Here is a 25,038-nt window from a genome sequence, read left to right on the forward strand (position 1 = left end):
GGGACACGGAAGGCGGGCACTCATGCGTGCGCGTACACGAATGGCCGCCGGGGCGATCGGCGCTCTCACTGCGGCCGCACTGCTCACCGGCTGCGGCGACGCCGGCTCGTCCGGCACCGACGCGCCCGAGCAGGGCGCCTCGGGGGCGGGCTGCGCCCCGGTGGCGGGCGACCAGCTCGTCGTCCTGACCGACGACAAGAAGCTCCAGAACACCGACAACGTCATCCCCGCGATCAACGCGAAGGCGGCCACGCCGCAGCTGGTCGCCGCGCTGGACAAGGTCTCCGCGAAGCTCGACACCCCGAAGCTGATCCAGCTCAACCGGGCGGTCGACGTCGACCGCAAGACGCCTCAGGTCGCCGCGCAGGAGTTCGCCTCCGCCAACGGCGCGACCGACGGGATCGAGAAGGGCCCGGGCGGCCAGATCACCGTCGGCGCGGGCAACTTCAGCGAGAGCCAGACCATCGCCGAGCTCTACAAGATCGCGCTCACCGCGGCCGGCTACCAGGTCAAGGTGCAGACCATCGGCAACCGGGAGCTCTACGAGCCGGCCCTGGAGAAGGGCCAGATCCAGGTCGTCCCGGAGTACGCCGCCACCATGGCGGAGTTCCTCAACACCAAGAACAACGGCAAGGACGCCCAGCCCGTCTCCTCGCCGGAGCTGGACAAGACGGTCGCGGCGCTGAAGACCCAGGGTGACAAGAACGGCCTGGTCTTCGGCCAGCCGTCCCAGGCGCAGGACCAGAACGCGTTCGCTGTCACCAAGGCGTTCGCCGACAAGTACGGCGTGTCCACGCTCTCCGAGCTGGCCGCCAAGTGCTCCGGCCAGGCGACAGTGCTGGCCGGCCCGCCGGAGTGCCCGCAGCGGCCGAAGTGCCAGGCCGGTCTGGTCGAGATCTACGACTTCAGGGCCGGTTCGTTCAGCTCGCTGGACGCCGGTGGCCCGCAGACCAAGAACGCGCTGAAGACCGGCTCGGCGAGCGTCGGCCTGGTCTTCTCCTCCGACGCCGCGCTGGCCACGAGCTGACGCACCACCGCCGGCCGGCACACGTGCCGGCCGGCGGCACGGGCAGCCCGTTCGGCGGTCCGTGCATCGAGTGGTGCCGACCCGTTCCCCTCGGGTGGAACTCTCGGTAATCTGCTCAGCCATGCCCGCCTCGGTCGCGCCCACCGACAAGAGCACGCCCACCCTGCTCACCGTCCTGTTCTGGGTCGGCGTGGGGCTGGCGCCCCTGGCGGCGCTCGTCCTGCTGATCGCGGACGGCAACGGCTCGCTCCGGTTCGGCGCGGTCCTGGCGATCCTCGCCGTCGTGCTCATCGGTCTGTCCATGGCGCTGCGGCCGGAGGGCGGTTCCGACGACGCGGCCGCCGAGGAGCTACGCGAGGAGTTGGCGCAGCTCCGGCGGGAGTTGCGAGCCGAGATCGTGGCCGCCGCCCAGCGCGGCAACCAGGCACTCGACCAGGCACGCCGGGCCGAGGAGGTGGCCGGCGCGGTACGGCACCGGCTCGACGTTGCCGCCGCCGGACTGGCCTCCGCGTCCACGCCCGCCTTCGCCTCCGCGTCCACGCCCGCCTCCGCGTCCACGCCCGCCTCCGCGTCCACGCCCGCCTCGGCCTCCGTGTCCGCGTCCGAGCGCCCGATCGGTGCGGCCCGGGTGCCGGTCACCGGCACGTCCGACGCGGGACCGGCGCACCCGGCCGGCCGGGACGACGACGAACCGGCCCGTCCGGCGAGCGCCGCCGGCCGCTACGGAACCGGCTCCGACTCGCCCCGGGCGGGCCGCTACCACTCCGACTCGCCAGGGGCGGGCGCCGAGCCGCCCCGGGCCGGCCGCTATGACACCGAGCCGCCCCGGGCCGGCCGCTATGACACCGAGCCGCCCCGGCCCGGCCGTTACGACGATGAGTCGTCCCGGGCGGCCCACTACGAACCCGAACAGTCCCGGTCGGGCCGTTACGAACCCGACCCGGTGCGGACGGGCCGGCACGACGCCGAGCCGGCGCGGGCCACCGTACGTCCGGACCGGCCGGCGAGCGGGGTGTACGGCGCGGCGGGGGTCTCCGACCCGGCGGCCCGCCCGGTCGGCGTGGTCCATCACACCGAGACGGTGCACGTCACCACCCGGCACACGATCGTCGGCGGTGGTGAGCCGGCCGGAAACCGGTACGGCGGACTCCCCGGCGGCTGGTCGGACGAGAGCCGGTCCCGGGGCACGGACCCGGCCGATCACTGGCGTGCGGGACACCGCGACCCGGGCGACCGGTCGGGCCGTCGGGCCGCGTCTGATGACGGTGGCTGGGGTGCCGGGTCCGGCGGCGACGGGCCCTCGTGGACCGACCCCGGCCGCCCGGGCGCCGAGCATCCGTGGGCGGGCATCGGCCGGGCCGCCGACGGCGAACCGGGCTGGTCCGCGCGCACCGGCGGCGAACAGGGCCGGTCCGGGCATGCCGCCGGGGAACCGGGCTGGCCCACGCGTACCGCCGGGGGCGGCTGGTCGAGCGACCAGGGCCGGACGGCGGCGGAGGAGCAGCGACAGTGGTCCGGCGGGGGTGACGACCGGGCGGCGGGCGCGTGGCCGGCGGCAGCAGCGGGCCGACCCGACGCCCCGGCCGGCCGGGCGAGCACCGACGGCGACCAGTGGTCCGAGATGGGTGCCGGCAACCGGTGGGCCGCGGTCCGCGACGACGGCGCGGGCCGCGAGATCCGGCTCGGGGAACGGCGGGCCGCGGTGCACGCCGACGGCGGCGGCACCGAGTACCGGGTCGAGGACCGGTGGGCGTCGGTACGCGGCGGCGGTCCGGCCGCGAGCGGGCCGGGCGAGCCGGACGGCCGCTGGTCGGGGGAGAGTCACCCGGCGCTGCCGGCCGGTGGGGTGCCGGTGCCCGGGGAGTGGCGGCCACCGACGCAGCGCAGCGGCCAGCCGGAATGGCGGCAGCCGCCCCCGGAGTGGCGGCAGCCCGAGCCGCAGTGGCGTCAGCCCGAGCCGGAGTGGCGTCAGCCCGAGCCGGAGTGGCGCCGGCCCGAGCCGGAGTGGCGGCCGGCGGAACCGGAGTGGCGTCAGCCCGAACCGGAGTGGCGCAGCCCGGAGCGCGGTGGACAAGGCGGGCCGCACGGAGACGCCACCGACCGCTGGCGCTGAACCGCCCACATCGCTGACCGCGCCGGGACGACCGTCACTTGTCGATGTCGCCCACCACGAAGAACATCGAGCCGAGAATGGCGATCAGGTCCGGCACCAGGCAGCCGGGCAGCAGCGACGAGAGCGCCTGCACGTTCGCGTACGAGGCGGTGCGCAGCTTCATCCGCCACGGCGTCTTCTCGCCCCGGGACACCAGGTAGTAGCCGTTGATGCCGAGCGGGTTCTCGGTCCAGGCGTACGTGTGCCCCTCCGGCGCCTTCAGCACCTTCGGCAGCCGCGTGTTCACCGGGCCGCTGATGCGGTCCACCCGGTCCAGGCACTGCTCGGCCAGGTCGAGCGAGACGTACACCTGGTCGAGCAGCACCTCGAAGCGGGCGTGACAGTCACCGGCGGTCTTCGTCACCACCGGCACGTCGAGCTGGTCATAGGCCAGATAGGGCTCGTCGCGGCGCAGGTCGAGGTCGAGCCCGGAGGCGCGGGCGACCGGCCCGGACGCGCCGAACGCGGCGGCGTCGGCGGCGGACAGCACGCCGACGCCGACGGTGCGGGCCAGGAAGATGTCGTTGCGCCGGATCAGGTTGTCGAGATCGGGCATCCGGCGGCGTACCTCGGCGATGGCGGCGCGGGCGCGCCCGGTCCAGCCGGACGGCACCTCCTCCTTCAGGCCGCCGACCCGGTTGAACATGTAGTGGATCCGGCCGCCGGAGACCTCCTCCATCACGGCCTGGATGGTCTCCCGTTCCCGGAAGGCGTAGAACATCGGCGTGATCGCGCCGATCTCCAGCGGGTACGAGCCGAGGAACATCAGGTGGTTGAGCACCCGGTTCAGTTCGGCCAGCGCCATCCGCAGCCAGGTGGCGCGCTCCGGCACCTCCATGCCCATCAGCCGTTCGACCGCGAGCACCACGCCCAGCTCGTTGGAGAACGCCGACAGCCAGTCGTGCCGGTTCGCCAGCACGATGATCTGCCGGTAGTCGCGTACCTCGAAGAGCTTCTCCGCCCCCCGGTGCATGTAGCCGACGATCGGTTCGGCCGCGACCACCCGCTCCCCGTCGAGCACCAGCTTCAGCCGCAGCACGCCGTGCGTCGACGGGTGCTGCGGCCCGATGTTGAGCACCATGTCGGTGCCGAGCTGCTCACCGCCCGCGCCGGTGCCGACTGTGAGCTCGCGGAGGTCGGCGGCGTCCGTGGTCATGCCCGTCATCGTGCCACGACCGCGTCGAGCGCGACGCCGACCGGCTGCCGCAGCCACAGGTGCCCGCCGAGCCCGGCCGGGTCGGTCAGCTCGGCCGCCGCCGACGCCGCGGCCAGCGCCCGCAGATAGCCGGCCGGGTCGCGGGAGGCCAGACTCAGCGGCGGTCGCCCGCCGTCGGCCCCGAGCGCCCGCAGTGCCTCCCGCTGAGAGACCAGGGAGTACGCGCACCGCGCGACCCGCTCACCGGCGGAGGCGACCGAGTCCATGGCGACGTGCGCCGTCACGTCGCACGACCCGTCCGGAACCGGCGGCACCTGCCGCCCATCCCGATACCCGGTCAACGTCCCGTCAAAGGGACGCGACTCACGCAGATGCCCGTAGTCCACAGCCAGCGCCAGCCCTCGCGTGACCCGCCCCACGGCCTCCGCCCAGGCCAGATCCCGCCCCACCCCGACCTCCGCCCTCTCACCGGCCATGGCCCCGGTGATCACGGAGTTTGTGTCCTGATCCGGGCCCTCCGCCGGCACGAACTCCTTGATCAGCGGGGTGGAGGGCGGTGGCCACCACTGGGTGAGCCAGGTGGTCTCGGTGGGGGAAGGCTGCGGGCCGACGGTCTCCTGGCCGGTTTCGGGGTCCACCAGGAGCAGGCGCCAGCCTGCCGGGGTGTGTACAGCTACGTCCAGTGGAACGTTGTCCAGCCATTCGGTGGCCAGGAGCAGGCCGGTGACGCCCTCGGGGATGTCGGGGCGCCACTCGATCTCCGGTGGCAGGTCCGGAGGGCGGGCCGACAGTTCCACTGCCACCGGGTGGAGCCGGGCGGCTAGTTCGGATGCGGCCTGGGCCAGCAGCGCCTTGAGTAGTTCGCCCCGGCCCGCGCCCACGTCCACCACGTCCAGCCGCGCCGGGTGGCCCAACGCCGCGTCCACCAGTTCGAGCTGCCGCACCAGGCACGCGGCGAACACGGGCGAGGCGTGCACGCTCGTGCGGAAGTGCGCGGCGGGCCCGGCGCCGGAGACGAAGAAGCCGTCCGGCCCGTACAGCGCCCGCTCCATCGCGTCGCGCCAGCGCAGCGGGGAGGTCACCTGCCGACCCTACGGGACGTACCGGAACGGGCGGTTTGCCCGCCACCGCAGCGGCCGGTTCCGGTGGCTGGTGAAGGTTTTCACACCTTCTTGTTTCCGCTCTGTCACCCGAGCGCATACTTGCCATCGACCGGTACCCCCTTCGAGGACTGGATCGCTGCCATGAGCGCACCGCTGCGCCCTCGGGCCACCGCTGCCCCGCTCGTCTTCCCCCGTACCCTCACCGTCGGCGTGCTCGGCGCCGGCCGGGTCGGCGCCGTGCTGGGCGCGGCCCTCGCTGCCGCCGGCCACCGGGTGGTCGCCGCGTCCGGCGCCTCCGGCGCGACACGGGCCCGCCTGTCGCTGCTGCTGCCACAGACCCCGCACCGTTCCGCGACCGCCGTGGCACGCGCCGCGACCGACCTGCTGATCGTCGCGGTCCCGGACGACGCGCTCGCGGACGTGGTCGCCGAGTTGGCCGCGAGCGGCGCGCTGCGCCCCGGCCAGGTGGTCGCGCACACGTCCGGCGCGCACGGGCCGGCCGCGCTGGCCCTGGCCGTCGAGGCGGGTGCCCGGCCGCTCGCGCTGCACCCGGCGATGACCTTCACCGGCACGCCGGACGACCTGTCCCGCCTGCCCGGCATCTCCTACGGGGTGACCGCCCCGGCCGAGCTGCGCCCGTTCGCGGCGCGGCTGGTGGCCGACCTGGGCGGTGTGCCGGAGTGGGTGGGTGAGGCCGACCGGCCGCTGTACCATGCGGCGCTCGCACACGGCGCGAATCACCTGGTGACGCTCGTCAACGAAGCGGCCGACCGGCTGCGCGACGCCGGGGTGGAGCGGCCGGAGAAGGTGCTCGCCCCGCTGCTGCGGGCCGCGCTGGAGAACGCGCTGCGGCTGGGCGACGACGCGCTCACCGGCCCGGTGTCGCGGGGCGACGCGGGCACCGTACGCCGGCATCTGGACCGGCTGGCGCGGACCGCGCCGGAATCCGTACCCGCCTACCTGGCGTTGGCACGACGGACGGCGGACCGCGCCGTCGCGGCCGGCCGCCTGCGCCCGGCGGACGCGGCCGCGCTGCGGAACGTGCTCGACGGAATCGAGGTGGCGGCCTGATGGCCGAGGTGATGCACACGCGCAAGGAGCTGGCTGTGGCCCGCGACGCCATGACCGGCACCGTCGGCGTCGTGATGACCATGGGCGCGCTGCACGCCGGGCACGAGGCGCTGCTGCGGGCCGCCCGCGAGCGGGCCGACCACGTGGTGGTCACGATCTTCGTCAACCCGTTGCAGTTCGGGCCGAACGAGGACTTCGACCGTTACCCGCGCACGCTCGACACCGACATGGAGATCTGCCGCCGGGCGGGGGTGGACGTGGTGTTCGCGCCCTCGGTGACCGAGATGTACCCGGAGGGCCGCCCGGCCGTGGGGCTGAACCCGGGGCCGCTCGGCGAGGACCTGGAGGGCCTGAGCCGTCCCGGCTTCTTCCACGGCGTGCTCACGGTGGTGATGAAGCTGCTCCAGCTCACCCGGCCCGACCTCGCGTTCTTCGGCGAGAAGGACTATCAGCAGCTCACCCTGGTCCGCCGGATGGTGCGGGATCTCGACGTGCCGACCGAGATCGTCGGCGTGCCGACCGTACGGGAACCGGACGGGCTGGCCATGTCGAGCCGGAACCGGTACCTCTCGGCGGTCGAGCGGCAGACCGCGCTGAGCCTGTCCGCCGCGTTGCGGGCCGGCACCGAGGCGGCCGAGCGGGGCGAGGACGCGGGCGCGGTGCTCGCCGCCGCCCACCGGGCCTTCGACGCGCCGGACGCCCGCCTGGACTATCTGGTGCTCACCGACACCCAGCTGGAACCCGGCCCGGTCGACGGTCCGGCCCGGCTGCTGATCGCGGCCTGGGTCGGCGCCACCCGCCTGATCGACAACACGGCGATCCACCTCGCGCCGCGTCCCTGAACCCCACCACGAATGCGGAGGGCATCCCGATGCTGCGGACCATGCTCAAGTCGAAGATCCACCGGGCCACCGTGACCCAGGCCGACCTGCACTACGTCGGCTCGGTCACCGTGGACGAGGATCTGCTCGACGCGGCCGACCTGCTCCCCGGCGAGCAGGTCGCGATCGTGGACATCACGAACGGCGCCCGGCTGGAGACCTACGTGATCCCGGGGCGGCGGGGCAGCGGCGTGATCGGCATCAACGGCGCCGCCGCGCACCTGGTGCACCCCGGCGACCTGGTCATCCTGATCTCGTACGGGCAGATGGACGACGCCGAGGCCCGCGCGTACCGCCCTCGGGTGGTGCACGTCGACGCCGACAACAGGGTCGTCGATCTCTCGACGGACCCGACGACAGCCGCCCCCGGCACCGCAGGCGCCCCGATCCCCAACCCCCTGGCCGCCTCCCTGAGCTGACCCGCCCGCCGCCCTCGCCCGGCTTCCCGCGCCCGCTGATCTTGCACTTCCGGCCCCTCGGATGCGTCTCTTGTCCTTGCTTGTCGGGGCAGCCGGTGCAAGATCGGCGGGGCGGTCATGGCGGGGAACGCGGTCTGTCACCGGAAGGTCATTTTCGGCTACCCTGAGCGGACCGTCGGGGATCGACGGTCGTCGGCTGGGGGAGGCCGCGATGCGCCGTGCGATGAGCGCCCTGGTCGCCGCGACTGTCGCGAGCGTCGCCCTGGCCGGCTGCGCCGGCACCGGCGGGCTGGACGGCGACCTCACCGACGACTGGGCCGCGATGGCGGCCCCCGCACCGTTCACCCCGGCGGCCGGGGTCTGCCAGGTCGCCGACTTCACCCCGAGCGTCGGCCTGGCCGCGTACGCACCGGTCGGCTGCGAGCTGCCGCACCGGGTGGAGACGGTGCACGTCGGCGCGTTCACCGCGGACCGGCCCACCCCGCCGCCGCTCGCCTCACCCGAGCTGCGTACCGCGTTCGCCGACTGCGACAAGCGGGCCACCGGGTACGTGGGTGACGACTGGCGGGCCGGACGGCTCCGGCTCGCCGTGGCGCTGCCGACGGGCATCGGCTGGACGGCCGGCTCCCGCTGGTACCGGTGCGACCTGGCCGAGCTGACGACCACCGAGGCGGCGGCCACCGTGGTCACCCGGACGGGCAGCCTGCGCGACGCGCTGAAGACGCCGTCGCCGCTGCGGCTGGGCTGCCAGCGCACCGTACGGGAGACGGGCCGCGTGCAGCGGCTCACCCCGATCGCCTGCACCGTGGCGCACGACGCCGAGTTCGTCGGCGTGTGGGCCGCGCCGGACCGCCCGTACCCGAAGAAGCCGGAGGACTGGGCGCCGCTCTACGACGGCTGCTTCGCCGTGATCGCCCGGTACGCCGGGCTGCCCGCCGACGCGTACCTGCGCTACCGCAGCGACGTGGTGGTCCGCCCGCCCGCAGCGGGTCGCTGGGCGGTCGGCGACCGGGGCGTGCGCTGCTACCTGTGGCTCAGCGACCGTACGGTGACCACCTCGCTCAAGGGTGCCGGGCCGGCCGCCCTTCCACGCCGGACGAGGTAGCGACAGCATTCGTCACGCCCCCCGCGCCCGAGCCGAGGACGCTTCGGGTTGACTGTGCTCATGGACGTACCGACAGTCGACCTGCCGGCGCTGCCCCGGCTGCTCGCCGCGCCCGCCCCAGGCTGGGTGGAGACGACGGACGTGATCGTGGTCGGCTCCGGCGTGGCCGGGCTGACCGCCGCGCTGCACCTGCGCGAGGCGGGCCTGCACGTCACCGTGGTCACCAAGGTCGACATGAACGAGGGCTCCACCCGCTGGGCGCAGGGCGGGATCGCCGCCGTGCTGGACCCGGCTGATACGCCGGACGCGCACGCGTACGACACGGAGGTGGCCGGCGTCGGCCTCTGCGATCCGGCGGCGGTCCGCGCGCTCGTGGCGGAGGGCCCGACCCGGCTGCGCGAGCTGATGCGGATCGGGGCGGAGTTCGACCGCAACCCGGACGGCTCGCTGATGCTGACCCGGGAGGGCGGCCACCGCGCCGACCGGATCGTGCACGCCGGCGGCGACGCCACCGGCGCGGAGGTGCAGCGGGCGCTGCACGACGCGGTCCGCCGCGACCCGTGGATCCGGCTGGTCGAACACGCCCTGGTGCTGGACCTGCTGCGCGCTCCCGGCGACGGGCCGGGCGGGCTCGGCCCGGCCTGCGGCATCACGCTGCACGTGCTCGGTGAGGGCAGCGAGGACGGCGTCGGCGCGATCCTCGGCCGCGCGGTGGTGCTGGCCACCGGCGGAATGGGGCAGATCTTCGCCGCCACCACCAACCCGGCGGTCTCCACCGGTGACGGGGTGGCGCTGGCGCTGCGCGCCGGCGCGGCCGTCACCGACGTGGAGTTCGTCCAGTTCCACCCGACCGCGCTCATCGTGCCGGCCGGCGGGCCGGGCGCCGGGCTGGCCCAGCAGCCGCTGGTCTCCGAGGCGCTGCGCGGCGAGGGGGCCCACCTGGTCGACGGCGACGGCAAACGGTTCATGGTCGGCCAGCACGAACTGGCCGAGCTGGCGCCCCGGGACGTGGTGGCCAAGGGCATCCACCGGGTGCTGCTCGCCGACGGCGCCGACCACGTGTTCCTGGACGCCCGGCACCTGGGCGGCGACTTCCTGGCCCGGCGTTTCCCGACCATCGTGGCGTCCTGCCTGGCCATCGGCGTGGACCCGGCGACCGACCTGATCCCGGTCGCGCCGGCCGCGCACTACGCCTCCGGCGGCGTCCGGACCGACCTGCGCGGGCGCACCTCCATCCCCGGCCTGTACGCCTGCGGCGAGGTCGCCTGCACCGGCGTGCACGGCGCCAACCGGCTCGCCAGCAACTCGCTGCTGGAAGGGCTGGTCTTCTCCCGCCGGATCGCCGAGGACATCGCCGCCGGGCTGCCCGAGCAGGCTCGCCCGGCGGAGACCGGCGCCTGGGTGGGCGGTCCGGGTCCGCTGGTGCCGGCGTCCGGCACGGCGGAACTGCAACGGGCGATGACCCGGGGCGCGGGCGTGCTCCGGTCGGCGCAGACCCTGGAGGCCGCCGCCGCCACGCTCACCGCGCTGGGCACGGGGCAGGGCGTGCCGCGTACCGCCGACTGGGAGGCCACGAACCTGCTCACAGTGGCGTCGACGCTGGTCGCCGCCGCGTACGCGCGTCAGGAGACGCGGGGCTGCCACTGGCGGGAGGACTTCCCGACGGCTGACGAGCGGTGGCTGGGCCACCTGGTGGCCGAGGTGGGTACGGACGGCATTGTGGCCGAACGCTGGGAAGGGATCCAGTGAGCGCGAGGAGTGAGCCGGTCTTGCGAGCCCCGCAGTCGCGAACGAAGGAGGCACAGTCCATGAGGGAGTCGACGGAGCGGGCGCTGCGGGAGGGCGGCCTGGACCCGGAGTGGGTCCGGCACGTCGTCGTCGAGGCGCTGCGCGAGGATCTGGGGCCCGACTTCCTCGACGTCACGAGCGTGGCCACCATCCCGGACGAGCAGCAGGACACGGCCGATCTGGTGGCGCGCGCCGACGGCGTGGTGGCCGGGCTGCCGGTGGCCGCCGCCGTGTTCGAGCTGGTCGGTGAGGTGACCGGCGCGGGGCGTACGGTCGAGGTGTCGCTCGTGGCCCACGACGGGCAGCGGGTGACGCGCGGCGACGTGCTGGCCACGGTGACCGGCCCGACCCGGCTGCTGCTGACCAGCGAGCGGACGGCGCTGAACCTGCTGTCCCGCATGTCCGGCGTGGCGACGCACACCCGGGCCTGGGCCGACGAGCTGGCCGGCACGAAGGCGACGGTGCTGGATACCCGCAAGACCACGCCGGGCCTGCGGGCGCTGGAGAAGTACGCGGTCCGGGCCGGTGGCGGCACCAACAAGCGGATGGGCCTGTACGACGTCGCCATGATCAAGGACAACCACAAGGTCGCGGCGGGCGGAATCGGTGCCGCGTTCCGCCGGGTCCGGGAGGCGTTCCCCGACGTCGCGGTGCAGGTCGAGGTGGACACGCCGGCCGAGGCGGTGGAGGCGGTCGAGGCGGGCGCCCGCTTCCTGCTGCTGGACAACATGACTCCGGCGCAGCTGCGCGAGGTGGTGGCGTCGGTGGGCGACCGGGCGGAGCTGGAGGCCACCGGCGGGCTGACGCTGCCGATGGCCGCCGAGTACGGCGCTACGGGCGTGGACTTCCTCTCGGTCGGCGCGCTCACCCACTCCTCGCCGATCCTGGACATCGCCCTCGACCTGCGCGACGTCTAGGCTGCCGCTGTGCTGCTCTGCATCGACATCGGAAACACGAACACCGTGCTGGCGACCTTCGACGGCGACAAGCTGGTGCACTCGTGGCGCATCAAGACCGACGCCCGCTCCACGGCGGACGAACTGGGTCTGATGTTCCGCGGGCTGCTGGCCGGTGACGCCGTGGAGATCACCGGGGTGGCCGCCTGCTCGACCGTGCCGGCCGCGCTGCGCTCGCTGCGCACCATGCTCGACAGGTACTACGCCGACCTGCCCAGCGTGATCGTCGAGCCGGGGGTGCGGACCGGCGTCCAGCTCGCCATCGACAACCCGAAGGAGGTGGGCGCGGACCGGGTGGTGAACACGCTCGCCGCGTACACGCTCTACGGCGGCCCGTCGATCGTCGTGGACTTCGGCACCACCACCAACTTCGACGTGATCAGCAGCCGGGGCGAGTTCCTCGGCGGTGCGTTCGCGCCGGGCATCGAGATCTCCTTCGACGCGCTGGCCGCCCGGGCCGCCCAGTTGCGCAAGGTCGAGGCGACCCGCCCGCGCTCGGTGATCGGCAAGAACACCGTCGAGTGCCTCCAGGCCGGGCTCTACTTCGGCTTCGCCGGGCAGGTGGACCGGATCGTCGAGCGGATGTCCGAGGAACTGGGCGGCGTGAAGGCGGTCATCGCCACCGGCGGCCTGGCCTCGCTGGTGCTCGGCGAGTGCCACACCATCACCCACCACGAGCCGATGATCACGCTGATCGGCCTGCGGATGGTCTACGACCGCAACGTCTGAGGTCAGCGGCGGCGGGCGCGCAGCACGAACGTGCGGTAGGGCAGCTCCACGGCGTCCCGGCCGGCCAGGTCGGGGTGGGTGGCGAACAGCTCCGCCAGCGCCGCGTCCACCCGTCGCCGCTCGTCCGCGTCGGCGGTCAGCCAGAACGAGCGGGTGTGCAGCATCGCCACCACCTCGTCCGGCGTGAGCGTGGCGGCGTGCGCGAACTCGCCCACCTCGACGGCCGTGAAGGCGGGGCCGAAGTCCGCGTACCGCTGGGTCACGTCGCCCGCGTCGTCGCCGAGGTGGGCGATCCGGGTCAGCTCCGCGACCCAGCCGACCCGCTCGTCCCGGATGTTCCAGACCGGCGCGAACGTGCCACCCGGCCGCAGCACGCGGGCCACCTCGGCGTGCGCCCGCTCCCTGTCGAACCAGTGGTACGCCTGCCCGACCAGCACCGCGTCCGCCGACCCGTCCGGCAGCGGCACCGCCTCGGCGCTGCCGGCGAGCGCCGTCGTGCCGGGCGTGGCGGCGGCCAGTTGCGCCCGCATCCCGGGATCCGGCTCCACGGGTACGACCTGCGCCACCGGCCCGCTCAGCGCCAGCAGCCCTCGGGTGAGGATGCCGGTGCCGGCGCCGAGATCCACCACCCGGGGGGCGGGCAGCCCGTCCAGCGCCCAGCGCAGCGCCGCCTCCGGATAGCGGGGACGGAAGCGGTCGTACTCGGCCGCGGCGGCACCGAACGAGAGGGCAGGGGTGGGCTCGGTCCTGGCGGGCAGGTTATCCCGTAACGGCCGTCCGGGCGCTTGAGTACGCTCATGTGCTGACCCCGCCGATGTTCCCAAGGCCTGAGGAAGCGTGCCGTGACCGAGCAGAACGCCCTGCCAACTGACCCCGCCGACGACCTTCCCGAGCAGATGAAGGTCCGCCGGGAGAAGCGGGACCGGATGCTCGCCGAGGGCGTCGAGCCGTACCCGGTGGGTTTCCCGCGGACCACCACGCTCGCGCGGCTGCGGGAGCGCTACGCCGACCTGCCCACCGACACCGCCACCGGCGACCGGGCCTCGGTCACCGGCCGGGTGATCTTCATTCGCAACACCGGCAAGCTCTGCTTCGCGACGCTGCGCGACGGCGACGGCACCGAGGTCCAGGCGATGCTCTCGCTGGACCGGGTGGGCGCCGAGCGGCTGGCGGACTGGAAGCGCCTGGTCGACCTCGGCGACCACGTCGGGGTGACCGGCGAGGTGATCACCAGCCGGCGCGGCGAGCTGTCCGTCCTCGCCGAGGAGTGGGCGGTGACCGCCAAGGCGCTGCGCCCGCTGCCGGTGGCGCACAAGCCGCTCAGCGAGGAGTCCCGGGTCCGCCAGCGCTACGTGGACCTGGTCGTCCGCCCGCAGGCGCGGCAGATGGTACGCACCCGGGCCACCGCCGTACGCAGCCTGCGCGACACCCTGCACGGTCAGGACTTCATCGAGGTCGAGACCCCGATGCTGCAACTGCTGCACGGCGGGGCGGCGGCACGCCCATTCGTGACCCACAGCAATGCGCTCGACACGGATCTGTATCTGCGAATCGCGCCGGAACTGTTTCTCAAGCGTGCGGTGGTCGGTGGCGTGGATCGCGTCTTCGAGATCAACCGCAACTTCCGTAATGAGGGCACCGACTCCTCGCACTCGCCCGAGTTCGCGATGCTCGAGGCGTACCAGGCGTACGGCGACTACCACACGATGGCGGAGCTGACCCAAAATCTCGTGCAGCGGGCCGCACTGGCGGTCGCCGGCTCGACGGTGGTGACCCACGCCGACGGGCGTGAGTTCGATCTGGGCGGACAGTGGCGGTCGGTGTCACTGTTCGGTGTTCTTTCCGAAGCGCTCGGTGAGGAGGTCACCGTCCGCACCGAAAGGGCGCGCCTCGTCGAGTACGCGGACAAGGTCGGTCTCTCCGTCGACCCGAAGTGGGGACCGGGCAAGCTGGCCGAGGAGTTGTTCGAGGAACTGGTGGTGCCGTCCCTTCAGGCGCCGACGTTCGTGATGGACTACCCGGAGGAGACCAGCCCGCTGACCCGGGCCCACCGCAGCGAGCCGGGCCTGGCCGAGAAGTGGGACCTCTACGTGCTCGGATTCGAGCTGGGCACCGCGTACTCGGAGCTGGTCGACCCGGTCGTGCAGCGGGAGCGGCTGGTGGCCCAGGCGCAGCTCGCGGCGCGCGGCGACGACGAGGCCATGCGGCTGGACGAGGATTTTCTCCGAGCGATGGAGTATGGAATGCCGCCGTCCGGAGGCATGGGAATGGGAATCGACAGGCTGCTGATGGCACTGACGGGGCTCGGAATTCGGGAAACGATCCTGTTCCCGTTGGTCCGGCCCGAGTAGGCGCTCCCGGAAGCCTTCTCCGGCTCGTTACCCGGTCCTATTGACGGAACAAGCGCCGGACGGGTTATTGTGCTCGGGGTATTGCAGGAGCACAACCCTGCTCGAAAGGAATGTAGGACGTGGCCAAGCAGATCATTCACAAGCTGGTCGATGACCTGGACGGCGGGGACGCTGACGAGACCGTCAAGTTCGCGCTCGACGGGGTGCAGTACGAGATCGACCTCTCCGCATCCAACGCCGGTAAATTGCGGGACGTATTCGCGCCGTACATCGCGAACGGTACGAAGGTCGGTCGCGGGGGTGTGGTCGTGGGTGGCCGGGCCGCTCGGGGCCGGGGCGGCGCGACCGCCGACCGCGAGCAGAACCGGGCCATCCGCGAGTGGGCCAAGAAGGCCGGCAAGGACATCTCCGACCGGGGCCGGATCCCGCAGGAGATCGTTGATGAGTTCCACGCGAAGGCGGGGCACTGACCCCACCCTCGTCACGGGCGACGCGACGCCGGACCGGAGTGCCACTCCGGGCCGGCGTCGCCGTCTCCGGGCCGCATCGCCGTTTCCGCCGCCGGCGTCCGGCTCGGGTCCGGCCGTCCCGGTCCCGTCCCGCCCGGTGCGGGATGTCCGGTCCGGCCCGCCCTGCGGTCCTCGGTCGCCTTCTCCCGGGAAGAAATCGCCCCGGGGGGCCGTTGTCCACAGGCGGTGGAGACTTCGTCCACAGGCTGTGGACGACCGCGGTGAGCGCATCGGCAGCGCCCCGGATCCACTCGGCCGGCCGTTCCGCCGCCGGTCGGATTTCGCTCTGCGCGTACAGGCAGGGGTCCCGGAACACCTCCTGAGCGTGGACGGTTGTCAGAAACGACGTCGGAACGGTCATCCGCGGGGGCACACGACCTCAGCGGAGACGGTCCGCGGCGATAGAGTAAGGAGGCACGGACGCCCGTCCCGGACGTCCGCGCACCGGCCCCGCCGAGATCTGACCATCAAGGCGCACGGCACGTGAGGAGCACGAGGGCATGTTCGAGCGGTTCACCGACCGAGCGCGACGGGTTGTCGTCCTGGCCCAAGAAGAGGCCCGGATGCTCAACCACAACTACATCGGTACGGAACACATCCTGCTGGGCCTGATCCACGAGGGTGAGGGTGTCGCGGCAAAGGCCCTGGAGAGCCTCGGCATCTCCCTGGAGGGCGTGCGTCAGCAGGTCGAGGAGATCATCGGCCAGGGCCAGCAGGCACCGAGCGGGCACATCCCGTTCACGCCGCGGGCCAAGAAGGTGCTGGAGCTGTCGCTGCGCGAGGCGCTGCAGCTCGGCCACAACTACATCGGCACCGAGCACATCCTGCTCGGCCTGATCCGCGAGGGCGAGGGCGTCGCCGCCCAGGTTCTGGTGAAGCTGGGCGCTGACCTGAACCGGGTGCGCCAGCAGGTCATCCAGCTGCTCTCCGGCTACCAGGGCAAGGAGCCGGCCGCGGCCGGTGCCGCGCCGGGTGAGGCCGCGCCGTCGACCAGCCTCGTGCTGGACCAGTTCGGCCGCAACCTGACCCAGGCCGCCCGCGAGGGCAAGCTCGACCCGGTCATCGGGCGCGAGAAGGAGATCGAGCGGGTCATGCAGGTGCTGTCCCGCCGCACCAAGAACAACCCGGTGCTGATCGGCGAGCCCGGCGTCGGCAAGACCGCCGTGGTGGAGGGCCTGGCCCAGAAGATCATCAAGGGCGAGGTGCCCGAGACGCTGAAGGACAAGCAGCTCTACACGCTCGACCTCGGTGCCCTGGTCGCCGGTTCCCGCTACCGCGGTGACTTCGAGGAGCGCTTGAAGAAGGTGCTCAAGGAGATCCGTACCCGCGGCGACATCATCCTCTTCATCGACGAGATCCACACCCTCGTCGGTGCGGGTGCGGCCGAGGGCGCGATCGACGCCGCCAGCATCCTCAAGCCGATGCTGGCCCGTGGTGAGCTGCAGACCATCGGCGCCACCACGCTCGACGAGTACCGCAAGCACCTGGAGAAGGACGCCGCTCTGGAGCGTCGTTTCCAGCCGATCCAGGTGGGCGAGCCGTCGCTGGCACACACCATCGAGATCCTCAAGGGCCTGCGGGACCGCTACGAGGCGCACCACCGCGTCTCCATCACCGACGCCGCCCTGGTCGCCGCCGCTACGCTCGCCGACCGCTACATCTCCGACCGGTTCCTGCCGGACAAGGCGATCGACCTGATCGACGAGGCGGGCGCACGGATGCGCATCCGCCGGATGACCGCGCCGCCAGACCTGCGCGACTTCGACGAGCGCATCGCCCAGGTGCGCCGCGACAAGGAGTCCGCGATCGACGCGCAGGACTTCGAGCGGGCCGCCCAGCTTCGCGACACCGAGAAGCAGCTGCTGGGCCAGAAGGCGCAGCGGGAGAAGGAGTGGAAGGCCGGTGACCTGGACGTCGTCAGCGAGGTCGACGACGAGCAGATCGCCGAGGTGCTCGGCAACTGGACCGGCATCCCGGTCTACAAGCTGACCGAGGAGGAGACCTCGCGCCTGCTGCGCATGGAGGACGAGCTGCACAAGCGCGTCATCGGCCAGGAGGACGCGGTCAAGGCGGTCTCGAAGGCGATCCGGCGTACCCGGGCCGGCCTGAAGGACCCGAAGCGCCCCTCCGGCTCGTTCATCTTCGCCGGCCCGTCCGGCGTCGGTAAGACCGAGCTGTCCAAGGCGCTCGCCGAGTTCCTGTTCGGCAGCGAGGACGCCCTCATCCAGCTCGACATGTCGGAGTTCCACGACCGGTACACGGTGTCCCGGCTCGTCGGTGCCCCTCCCGGCTACGTCGGCTACGACGAGGGCGGGCAGCTCACCGAGAAGGTGCGTCGCCGGCCGTTCTCGGTGGTCCTCTTCGACGAGATCGAGAAGGCCCACCCGGACGTGTTCAACACGCTCCTCCAGATCCTGGAGGACGGGCGCCTCACCGACGGCCAGGGCCGGATCGTGGACTTCAAGAACACGGTCATCATCCTGACCACCAACCTCGGTACGCGCGACGTCGCCAAGGCGGTCTCGCTGGGCTTCCAGGCATCTGAGGACTCCGAGTCGAACTACGACCGGATGAAGCAGAAGGTCAACGACGAGCTCAAGCAGCACTTCCGGCCCGAGTTCCTGAACCGGATCGACGACACCATCGTCTTCCACCAGCTGCGCGAGACCGAGATCCTCTCGATCGTGGACATCATGATCCAGCGCATCGAGTCCCAGCTGCGCAACAAGGACATGGGCCTGGAGCTGACCGACAACGCGAAGAAGTACCTCGCGAAGAAGGGCTTCGACCCGGTGCTGGGCGCGCGGCCGCTGCGTCGCACGATCCAGCGCGACATCGAGGACAACCTGTCCGAGCGGATCCTGTTCAACGAGCTGACCCCGGGTCAGATCGTGGTCGTGGACTGCGAGGGCGACCCGGAGAACATCGACAAGTCCAAGCTCGTCTTCCGGGGCGCGGACCGGCCGGACGCCGTGCCGGACGCGGTCCCGGCGGACCTCGGCGGCACCGCCGCCACCGGTGCGGACGACGCCGCCGCATAACGAGAGCACGAAGGGCGACGGCCCCGGTAGGCGAAAGCCACCGGGGCCGTCGCCTTTCCACACCCCCGTCCGGCCCTAGACCCCGGTGATCAAGGAGTTTGTATCACTCCTTGATCAACGCTGGTGGTGGGGCGGGTGGGGCAGGTGGGGGAGTGGGGAGGGGGACGGCGGGCCGTCGCCGGCCAGGCGGAACGACTCCTCGCCCACCGGTTCCACCAGGCCGTCCGTGACCAGGCCGGCCAGGGCGCGGGCCCGCTGCACGTCGTCGTGCCAGACCTGGTCCAGCCGCCGGTGTGGCACCGGGCCGGTGGACTCCCGCAGCACCGCGAGCAGCAGTCCGCGTACCTGCCGGTCGGTGCCCGCGTAGCGCTGCGGGCGGCGGGTCGGTCCGGTGGGGGCGGCCTGGCCGGAGGCCCGCCAGGCGCAACTCGACTCGACCGGGCAGATCGCGCAGCGGGGCGCGCGGGCGGTGCAGACGACAGCGCCGAGTTCCATGAACGCGGCGCTGGCCAGCGCCGCGGCGGCCGGCTCGATCGGCAGCAGTTCCTCGGTGGCGACGAGATCGGCCGGGCGGGTGGTGGGCCCGGCGTCGGGTTCACCGGCGATCGCCCGGGACACCACCCGCCGGACGTTGGTGTCCACCACCGGGTGCCGCTGCCCGTACGCGAAAGCGGCGACGGCGCGGGCGGTGTACGTGCCGACGCCCGGCAGCGCCAGTAAGTGGTCGAGCCGGTCGGGCACCACGCCGCCGTGCCGCTCCACGATCGCCACCGCGCACTCGCGCAGGCGTACCGCCCGGCGGGGGTAGCCGAGCCGCCCCCACATCCGGATCGCCTCGGCCGGGGTGTCCTCGGCCAGCGCGCGCGGCTCGGGCCAGCGGGCCAGCCACGCCTCCCACGCGGGCACCACCCGGACCACCGGCGTCTGCTGGAGCATGACCTCGCTGACCAGGATCGCCCACGCGCCGATGCCCGGCTTGCGCCAGGGCAGGTCGCGGGCGCTGCGCTCGTACCACCGGCTGACCAGGGTGGCGAATGTGGGCTCGGACATCGCGTCGCCGATCATGTCACGGCTGTCTTTCCCGCAGGGTGGGCGGGCCGGGTGGCCGGCCGCGATCAATCATGGACGACGGGGCAGAATGTCCGGATGAACGAGCTCGCGATCACCGTCATCGGCCGGGACCGGCCGGGCATCGTGGCCGACGTCGCGGAGGTCCTCGCCCGGCTCGGCGCGAACCTCACCGACTCGACGATGACCCGGCTGCGTGGACACTTCGCGATGACGCTGATCTGCGTCGGCCCGGCCGCCGCCGACGTGGAGGCCGCGCTGGCCCCGCTCGCCGCCGAGGGGCACCTGCTGGCGACCGTACGCGCGGTCACGCCGGACGGCGGCAGCGAGCCCACCGGGGAGCCGTACGTGCTGACGGTGCACGGTGCCGACCGCATGGGCATCGTCGCGGCGATGACCCGGGTGCTCACCGACGCGGGCGGGAACGTGACCGACCTGAGCACCCGGCTCACCGGCTCGCTCTACGTGGTGGTCGCCGAGGTCGAGCTGGCGCCCGGCGTGTCGGACGAGGTGGCCGGCCGGCTCACCCGGGTCGCCGCGGATCTGGGCGTGGGGGTCAGCCTCCGCCCGGCGGACACGGATCTGCTGTGACCGGGCCGGAGTACGCGGGCCTGGGCGGCTGGACACCGGAGAAGCTCGGCGTTCCCGGTGCGGTACGTCCGGTGGTAACGGCCCCGGAGCCGGTGCTGAGCCGACCCGGCCCGGAGGTCGATCCGACGTCTGCCGACGTGGTGCGCCTCGCCGCCGACCTGGTGGCCACGATGCGCGTCTCGCCCGGCTGTGTGGGCCTGGCGGCGCCGCAGGTCGGGGTGAGCGCGCAGGTGTTCGCGGTGGACGTGACGGGGCATCCGAAGGCGGTCACGGTGCACGGCGCGTTCGTGCTCTGCAACGCCCGGGTGGTGGAGGCGTCCCGGTGGAAGGCCGGCCGGGAGGGCTGCATGTCGGTGCCGGACCTGACCGGCGATGTGAAGCGGGCCGGCCGCCTGGTGGTCGAGGGTGTGCTTCCGGGCAGCGGCGAGCCGGTCCGGCTGGTGACCGACGCCTTCGAGGCGCGTGCGCTCCAGCACGAGATCGACCACTGCGCCGGGCTGCTCTTCCTCGACCGGGTGGCCGGCGCGCACGCGATCTACCAGCGCAAAGTCTACCTCTGACGGTGGCCGTGGTGCTCCACTCTGGACGGCTGCGCGGGTGCCGCGGCGGGTTCCCGGCGCGTCGGACCGACGAGCCGTGCGCCGCGCGGCTACGGTAGGCGCATCATGCGTCTGACGGTCGGCCCTCTGCCCCCTGCCGTGTACTGGCGGCGTCGTGCCGTCGTGCTCGGAGCGGGGCTGCTCTTCCTGATTGTCCTGCTTTATTCCTGCACCGGTACGGACCGCAACACCGGTGCGCCGGGTACGGACCCGTCCCCGACTGGTTCCGCCGGCGCTCAGCCCGACCCGTCCGGTTCGGTGCTCACCCCGCAGTCGGGCGGCCCGTCACCGACGGCCGGCGACGCCGACGGCGGTGGCGCCAACACCGGCGGGGGCGCGAACAACGGGGGCGGCGCGAACAACGGGGGCGGCACCGGTAACGGCGGCGCGACCGGCCAGCCGGTCTCCGACGACGGCACCTGCACCGACTCCGAGTTGCTGGTGACGCCGGTAGCGGTGCCGCCCACCGCCCAGCGGGGCACTGTGGTCACGCTGCGCCTCAAGGTCAAGAACGTGTCGAAGCGTACCTGCAGCCGGGACGTCGGCGCCGATCTCCAAGAGCTGTACCTCAAGTCGGGCGCGGAGAAGATCTGGTCGTCGGACACCTGCGGCACCGGCAAGGGCTCGGACGTGCAGTCGTTCACGCCGAACTTCGAGCGCTCCTACGAGCTGGGCTGGAACGGCCGGCGGGACAACAGGTGCGCCAACGGGGTGGCGAACGGTGACTTCGCCGCGATCGGCGCGTACCAGCTGTTCGCCCGGGTCGGCACCAAGATCAGCGAGCCGGTGAAGCTGACCGTCACCGGCTGAGCGGTCGGTCAGACGTACCGTTCGAGGATGCTCGCCTCGGCGAGCCGGGACAGGCCCTCGCGGACGCCGCGGGCGCGGGCGTCGCCCACGCCCTCGACCGCTTGAAGGTCTTCGACTGTGGCGCCGAGCAGCCGCTGGAGGCTGCCGAAGTGCACCACCAGCCGGTCGACCACGGCGACCGGCAGCCGGGGCACCTTGGCGAGCAGGCGGAACCCGCGCGGGCTGACCGCCGCGTCGAGCGCGTCGGAGGCGGACGGATAGCCGATCGCCTTCGCCACCGCTACGAGGTCGATGAGTTCGGTGGCGCTGAGCAGGTCGAGCTCGACGAGCGCCTCGTCGAGCGTGCGCGACTTGCGGCCGGTCGGCAGGTAGTCGCGGATGACCAGGGTGCGATCGGCGTCCACGCCGGCCATCAGCTCGTCGAGCTGAAGCGCCAGCAGGCGGCCGTCGGTGCCCAGCTCCACCACATAGCCGGCGATCTCGTCGGCGATCCGGCGGACCATTTCCAGCCGCTGCACCACCGCCACCGCGTCGCGGACGGTGACCAGATCCTCGATCTCCAGGGCGGAGAGGGTGCCGGAGACCTCGTCCAGCCGCAGCTTGTAGCGCTCCAGCGTGGCGAGCGCCTGGTTGGCGCGGGACAGGATGGCCGCCGAGTCGTCCAGCACGTGCCGCTGGCCGTTGACGTAGAGGCTGATGATCCGCATCGACTGGCTGACCGAGATGACCGGGTAGCCGGTCTGCCGGGCCACCCGCTCGGCGGTGCGGTGCCGGGTGCCGGACTCCTCGGTGGGGATGGACGGGTCGGGCATCAGGTGCACGCCGGCCTGCACGATCCGGGTGCCGTCGCTGGAGAGCACCACCGCGCCGTCCATCTTGCACAGCTCCCGGACCCGGGTGGCGGAGAACTCCACGTCCATCGGGAAGCCGCCGGTGCAGATCTGCTCGACCACCTTGTCGTAGCCGAGCACGATCAGCGCGCCGGTGCGGCCGCGCAGGATCCGCTCCAGGCCGTCGCGCAGGGCGGTGCCCGGAGCCATCAGGGCGAGATTGGCGCGCAGCGGATCGGCGCCGGCCCCGCCGCCGACGCTTCCGTTGACGCTCACGCTGATGGCGCGAGCGGGGTTGCCGCTCACGGCGCCGGTACGGGCGTGCGGCGTCGCCGTTGCGGGCTTTGTGGCATCGCGGTCGATCGGCACGGGCACAGTCTACGGACTGCCATGCGGTGGGTGCTCTCGTGGTTACTGTGATGTGTCACGATGCCCGGCTCGGGCGGGTCGGTGCGGCCTGCGTGGCCTGCCCGAAAACGTCCGGCGGATCCCACCGTGTCACTCCGCCGACGCCCGGGCGGCCGCCTGGAGGGCGGCTCGCACGTCGGTGACCTCGACCACCCGCATGTTCTCCGGCCCGGCGCCGCTGCTCTCCGGCCCGCACCCGGTCGGCACGAGGGCCAGCCGGAAGCCGAGCCGGGCCGCCTCGGCCAGCCGGCGGGGCACCGCGCCGACCCGGCGGACCTCGCCGGTGAGCCCCACTTCGCCGATGGCCACCAGGTGCGGGTTGAGCGCCAGGTTGAGCCCGCCGGACGCGACCGCGAGCGCCACGGCCAGGTCGGCCGCCGGCTCCACCACCCGGATGCCGCCGACGGTGGCGGCGAAGACCTCGCGGTCGTGCAGCGTGAGCCGCTCGGTGCGGCGCTGGAGCACCGCGAGGACCATGGCGAGCCGGGCGCTGTCGAGGCCGGAGACGGTGCGCCGGGGCGAGCCGGCGACAGTTGCCCCGATCAGCGCCTGCACCTCGGTCACCAGCGCCCGGCGCCCCTCCATCGCCACCGTCACGCAGGTGCCCGGCACCGGCTCGGAGTAGCGGGTCAGGAACAGCCCGGACGGATCGGCGAGGCTGCTGATGCCGCCCTCGTGCATCTCGAAGCAGCCCACCTCGTCGGCCGCGCCGAAGCGGTTCTTCACGCCACGCACCATGCGCAGCGAGGAGTGCTTGTCGCCCTCGAAGTGCAGCACCACGTCGACCAGGTGCTCCAGCACCCGGGGACCGGCCACCTGGCCGTCCTTGGTGACGTGCCCGACCAGCACGGTGGCGATGCCGCGTTCCTTGGCGACCGCGACCAGAGCGGCGGTGACCGCGCGGACCTGGGTGACGCCACCCGGCACCCCCTCGGTGCCGGTGGTCGAGATGGTCTGCACCGAGTCGAGCACCAGCAGCCCCGGCTTCACCGCGTCGAGGTGGCCGAGGACCGCGGACAGGTCGCTCTCGGCGGCCAGGTAGAGCTGATCGTGCAGCGCGCCCATCCGCTCGGCGCGCAGCCGCACCTGGCTGACCGACTCCTCGCCGCTGACCACCAGCGACGGGCTGCCGGCCCCGGCCGCCCACTGCTGGGCCACGTCGAGCAGCAGCGTCGACTTGCCCACGCCGGGCTCACCGGCGAGCAGCACCACCGCGCCGGGGACCAGCCCGCCGCCGAGCACCCGGTCCAGCTCGCTGACGCCGGTGGGACGGGCCCGGGCGGGCGCGGCGCTGATCGTGGCGATCGGCCGGGCCGGCTCGGCCGGCATCCGTGAGCTGACCACCCGGCCGGAGACCATCGGGCCGGTGACCGTGCACTCGACCACCGAGCCCCACTCGCCGCACTCGGGGCACCGGCCCACCCACTTCGGGGGCTGGTGGCCGCAGGCGTCGCACTCGTAGGCCGGGCGGGGTTCGCGGGCGGCGGCGCGACCGCGACCGGCGCCGGCGCGGGAGGAGGTCGATCGGGGCGAGGTCACCACCGGACGCTAACCGGACCGTACGACGAAAGCCCACCCGAAACGGCGACACCGCCGGCGTGGCGCTGGCCACGGCGGCGGTGCCGACGGAAGGAGGACGGAGGTCAGTGGCCGCCCTCGGCGCCGCCGTCCTCACCGGCGTGCTCACGCGGGTTCACGATCTTCGACGGCGTGGCCTCCGCGGTCAGCGGGATGCCGATCGGGGCCGGGGTCTTGATGACCTTGCCGTCGCCGAAGTCGAAGGTCAGGTCGACCTGCTGGCCGACGAGCAGCTTCTCGGTCAGGCCGACGAGCTGGAGGAACCGCGGGTTGCCGGCGTTGAGCTGGGCGTAACCGAGCGCCGGGATCTCGATCCGGGCCGGCTGGCCGGCGGGCGCGGACTCGGTCTCGCTCGGCGACGGGCTGGCGGACCCGCTCGCCGACGGCGACCCGGTCACCTCCAGCGACTGGCTCGGCGACGCGCTCGGGTCGCTCGCGGTCGGCGAGGTGGTGACCGGCTCGGTGGGCGAACCGGTCGGCGTGGCCGCGCCGCTCTCGCCCGCTCCGGAACCGGCGAGCACGATCTCCCGCGCGCTGTCGGTGGTGACGGTGACGGTGACCGGCTTCTCGCTGTCGTTGTAGATCACCACGTTGACCGGCGCGTTCGACCCGGCCTCGTAGCCCTTCGGGCCCGGGAACTGCACGTAGAGACCGCGCACCTTGTAGAGGTTGTCGGAGGTCTGGACGTTGACGCCCTGCACCGACGGGATCTTGTTGGCGGTCTCGGAAATCTGCCCGGTACCGCACCCGGACAGCAGCAGGCCCGCCGCCGCCGTGCCGGCCAGTAGCAGGGCCGACCCCCGGGAACCCCTGATCGAGCGCGTCACGTCGGTCCTCCTCGTCACGATCCCCGCCCGGTCGACCAC

The 25,038-nt window shown here is 73.0% G+C and carries 22 protein-coding genes; 15 read left to right on the forward strand and 7 right to left on the reverse strand.

Features of this window, described 5'->3' with window-relative positions; translation table 11 throughout:
- Positions 1–22: 22 nt before the first annotated feature.
- Complete coding sequence (locus ACFYO8_RS20090; protein ID WP_354868896.1) at positions 23–1,027, forward strand: glycine betaine ABC transporter substrate-binding protein; 1,005 nt, start codon at positions 23–25, stop codon at positions 1,025–1,027.
- A gap of 121 nt (positions 1,028–1,148) precedes the next feature.
- The gene (locus tag ACFYO8_RS20095) at positions 1,149–3,140 is read left to right on the forward strand and encodes a hypothetical protein (protein WP_387257400.1); all 1,992 of its coding nucleotides are present in this window, start codon (positions 1,149–1,151) and stop codon (positions 3,138–3,140) included.
- Between the two features lie 34 nt (positions 3,141–3,174).
- Here ACFYO8_RS20095 and ACFYO8_RS20100 read toward each other — a convergent pair whose 3' ends face one another.
- Together ACFYO8_RS20100 and ACFYO8_RS20105 are read right to left on the reverse strand one after the other, a co-directional pair.
- Positions 3,175–4,344, reverse strand: coding sequence for an NADH-quinone oxidoreductase subunit D (locus ACFYO8_RS20100; RefSeq protein ID WP_176722867.1), 1,170 nt, complete (start codon positions 4,342–4,344; stop codon positions 3,175–3,177).
- On the reverse strand, positions 4,341–5,387 hold the full coding sequence (locus ACFYO8_RS20105) for an SAM-dependent methyltransferase (RefSeq protein WP_355093786.1): 1,047 nt from the start codon (positions 5,385–5,387) through the stop codon (positions 4,341–4,343). Before ACFYO8_RS20105 ends, ACFYO8_RS20100 begins: the two co-directional genes overlap by 4 nt.
- Positions 5,388–5,579: 192 nt before the next feature.
- Here ACFYO8_RS20105 and ACFYO8_RS20110 point away from each other — a divergent pair, with 192 nt between their 5' ends.
- The 7 genes from ACFYO8_RS20110 (at position 5,580) to ACFYO8_RS20140 (ending at position 12,387) form a co-directional block, all read left to right on the forward strand.
- Entirely contained in the window at positions 5,580–6,509 is a 930-nt protein-coding gene (locus ACFYO8_RS20110; RefSeq protein WP_354868891.1) for a Rossmann-like and DUF2520 domain-containing protein, read from the forward strand.
- A complete protein-coding gene (panC, locus tag ACFYO8_RS20115) occupies positions 6,509–7,351 on the forward strand; it encodes a pantoate--beta-alanine ligase (protein WP_354868888.1) in 843 nt (280 codons plus the stop codon). Before ACFYO8_RS20110 ends, panC begins: the two co-directional genes overlap by 1 nt.
- Before the next feature lie 29 nt (positions 7,352–7,380).
- Positions 7,381–7,809: an aspartate 1-decarboxylase gene (gene panD / locus ACFYO8_RS20120; RefSeq protein ID WP_354868886.1), complete on the forward strand. Its 429-nt coding sequence runs from the start codon at positions 7,381–7,383 to the stop codon at positions 7,807–7,809.
- 211 nt (positions 7,810–8,020) lie between these two features.
- Complete coding sequence (locus ACFYO8_RS20125; protein WP_355093782.1) at positions 8,021–8,914, forward strand: septum formation family protein; 894 nt, start codon at positions 8,021–8,023, stop codon at positions 8,912–8,914.
- 60 nt (positions 8,915–8,974) lie between these two features.
- Positions 8,975–10,663 carry an L-aspartate oxidase gene (locus ACFYO8_RS20130; protein WP_355093780.1) on the forward strand — a complete coding sequence of 563 codons (1,689 nt, stop codon included), beginning with the start codon at positions 8,975–8,977 and terminating at the stop codon, positions 10,661–10,663.
- A gap of 59 nt (positions 10,664–10,722) precedes the next feature.
- Positions 10,723–11,619: a carboxylating nicotinate-nucleotide diphosphorylase gene (gene nadC / locus ACFYO8_RS20135; RefSeq protein ID WP_354868880.1), complete on the forward strand. Its 897-nt coding sequence runs from the start codon at positions 10,723–10,725 to the stop codon at positions 11,617–11,619.
- A gap of 9 nt (positions 11,620–11,628) precedes the next feature.
- Complete coding sequence (locus tag ACFYO8_RS20140) at positions 11,629–12,387, forward strand: type III pantothenate kinase (RefSeq protein ID WP_354868878.1); 759 nt, start codon at positions 11,629–11,631, stop codon at positions 12,385–12,387.
- 2 nt (positions 12,388–12,389) lie between these two features.
- Here the strand turns inward: ACFYO8_RS20140 and ACFYO8_RS20145 are convergent, their stop codons facing one another.
- Positions 12,390–13,211 carry a class I SAM-dependent methyltransferase gene (locus ACFYO8_RS20145; RefSeq protein WP_355047203.1) on the reverse strand — a complete coding sequence of 274 codons (822 nt, stop codon included), beginning with the start codon at positions 13,209–13,211 and terminating at the stop codon, positions 12,390–12,392.
- An 18-nt stretch (positions 13,212–13,229) separates the two neighbouring features.
- Between ACFYO8_RS20145 and lysS the strand changes: the two genes are divergently transcribed.
- From lysS to ACFYO8_RS20160, 3 genes are all read left to right on the forward strand, one after another.
- Positions 13,230–14,738, forward strand: coding sequence for a lysine--tRNA ligase (gene lysS / locus ACFYO8_RS20150; RefSeq protein ID WP_354868872.1), 1,509 nt, complete (start codon positions 13,230–13,232; stop codon positions 14,736–14,738).
- A 119-nt stretch (positions 14,739–14,857) separates the two neighbouring features.
- A complete protein-coding gene (locus ACFYO8_RS20155; RefSeq protein ID WP_354868870.1) occupies positions 14,858–15,208 on the forward strand; it encodes an Lsr2 family protein in 351 nt (116 codons plus the stop codon).
- A gap of 539 nt (positions 15,209–15,747) precedes the next feature.
- Entirely contained in the window at positions 15,748–18,288 is a 2,541-nt protein-coding gene (locus ACFYO8_RS20160; protein WP_354868867.1) for an ATP-dependent Clp protease ATP-binding subunit, read from the forward strand.
- Between the two features lie 114 nt (positions 18,289–18,402).
- Here ACFYO8_RS20160 and ACFYO8_RS20165 read toward each other — a convergent pair whose 3' ends face one another.
- Positions 18,403–19,338: an A/G-specific adenine glycosylase gene (locus ACFYO8_RS20165; protein ID WP_354868864.1), complete on the reverse strand. Its 936-nt coding sequence runs from the start codon at positions 19,336–19,338 to the stop codon at positions 18,403–18,405.
- 96 nt (positions 19,339–19,434) lie between these two features.
- Here ACFYO8_RS20165 and ACFYO8_RS20170 point away from each other — a divergent pair, with 96 nt between their 5' ends.
- From ACFYO8_RS20170 to ACFYO8_RS20180, 3 genes are all read left to right on the forward strand, one after another.
- On the forward strand, positions 19,435–19,947 hold the full coding sequence (locus ACFYO8_RS20170; protein WP_354868861.1) for an ACT domain-containing protein: 513 nt from the start codon (positions 19,435–19,437) through the stop codon (positions 19,945–19,947).
- Positions 19,944–20,507: a peptide deformylase gene (locus ACFYO8_RS20175; RefSeq protein WP_354868858.1), complete on the forward strand. Its 564-nt coding sequence runs from the start codon at positions 19,944–19,946 to the stop codon at positions 20,505–20,507. Before ACFYO8_RS20170 ends, ACFYO8_RS20175 begins: the two co-directional genes overlap by 4 nt.
- Before the next feature lie 105 nt (positions 20,508–20,612).
- Positions 20,613–21,356: a hypothetical protein gene (locus ACFYO8_RS20180; RefSeq protein ID WP_354868855.1), complete on the forward strand. Its 744-nt coding sequence runs from the start codon at positions 20,613–20,615 to the stop codon at positions 21,354–21,356.
- A gap of 8 nt (positions 21,357–21,364) precedes the next feature.
- Here ACFYO8_RS20180 and disA read toward each other — a convergent pair whose 3' ends face one another.
- The 3 genes from disA to ACFYO8_RS20195 all read right to left on the reverse strand — a co-directional run bounded on the left by disA (position 21,365) and on the right by ACFYO8_RS20195 (position 24,999).
- The gene (gene disA / locus ACFYO8_RS20185) at positions 21,365–22,555 is read right to left on the reverse strand and encodes a DNA integrity scanning diadenylate cyclase DisA (protein ID WP_349880028.1); all 1,191 of its coding nucleotides are present in this window, start codon (positions 22,553–22,555) and stop codon (positions 21,365–21,367) included.
- 129 nt (positions 22,556–22,684) lie between these two features.
- Positions 22,685–24,136: a DNA repair protein RadA gene (gene radA, locus ACFYO8_RS20190; RefSeq protein ID WP_354868852.1), complete on the reverse strand. Its 1,452-nt coding sequence runs from the start codon at positions 24,134–24,136 to the stop codon at positions 22,685–22,687.
- Positions 24,137–24,237: 101 nt separating this feature from the next.
- Positions 24,238–24,999 (reverse strand): hypothetical protein, encoded by a 762-nt coding sequence (locus tag ACFYO8_RS20195; protein ID WP_354868849.1) that lies wholly within the window; start codon positions 24,997–24,999, stop codon positions 24,238–24,240.
- Positions 25,000–25,038: the final 39 nt, after the last annotated feature.

Origin of the sequence: Micromonospora sp. NPDC005257 (assembly GCF_042872445.1) — a bacterium.
Lineage (GTDB): Bacteria > Actinomycetota > Actinomycetes > Mycobacteriales > Micromonosporaceae > Micromonospora.

What these genes read in the sequence shown, in the direction of transcription:
- ACFYO8_RS20090 (WP_354868896.1), top strand. Translation starts at nt 23, where the DNA reads ATGCGTGCGCGTACACGAATGGCCGCCGGGGCGATCGGCGCTCTCACT.
- ACFYO8_RS20095 (WP_387257400.1), top strand. Translation starts at nt 1,149, where the DNA reads ATGCCCGCCTCGGTCGCGCCCACCGACAAGAGCACGCCCACCCTGCTC.
- ACFYO8_RS20100 (WP_176722867.1), bottom strand. Translation starts at nt 4,344, where the DNA reads ATGACGGGCATGACCACGGACGCCGCCGACCTCCGCGAGCTCACAGTC.
- ACFYO8_RS20105 (WP_355093786.1), bottom strand. Translation starts at nt 5,387, where the DNA reads ATGGAGCGGGCGCTGTACGGGCCGGACGGCTTCTTCGTCTCCGGCGCC.
- ACFYO8_RS20110 (WP_354868891.1), top strand. Translation starts at nt 5,580, where the DNA reads ATGAGCGCACCGCTGCGCCCTCGGGCCACCGCTGCCCCGCTCGTCTTC.
- panC (WP_354868888.1), top strand. Translation starts at nt 6,509, where the DNA reads ATGGCCGAGGTGATGCACACGCGCAAGGAGCTGGCTGTGGCCCGCGAC.
- panD (WP_354868886.1), top strand. Translation starts at nt 7,381, where the DNA reads ATGCTGCGGACCATGCTCAAGTCGAAGATCCACCGGGCCACCGTGACC.
- ACFYO8_RS20125 (WP_355093782.1), top strand. Translation starts at nt 8,021, where the DNA reads ATGCGCCGTGCGATGAGCGCCCTGGTCGCCGCGACTGTCGCGAGCGTC.
- ACFYO8_RS20130 (WP_355093780.1), top strand. Translation starts at nt 8,975, where the DNA reads ATGGACGTACCGACAGTCGACCTGCCGGCGCTGCCCCGGCTGCTCGCC.
- nadC (WP_354868880.1), top strand. Translation starts at nt 10,723, where the DNA reads ATGAGGGAGTCGACGGAGCGGGCGCTGCGGGAGGGCGGCCTGGACCCG.
- ACFYO8_RS20160 (WP_354868867.1), top strand. Translation starts at nt 15,748, where the DNA reads ATGTTCGAGCGGTTCACCGACCGAGCGCGACGGGTTGTCGTCCTGGCC.
- ACFYO8_RS20165 (WP_354868864.1), bottom strand. Translation starts at nt 19,338, where the DNA reads ATGTCCGAGCCCACATTCGCCACCCTGGTCAGCCGGTGGTACGAGCGC.
- ACFYO8_RS20170 (WP_354868861.1), top strand. Translation starts at nt 19,435, where the DNA reads ATGAACGAGCTCGCGATCACCGTCATCGGCCGGGACCGGCCGGGCATC.
- ACFYO8_RS20180 (WP_354868855.1), top strand. Translation starts at nt 20,613, where the DNA reads ATGCGTCTGACGGTCGGCCCTCTGCCCCCTGCCGTGTACTGGCGGCGT.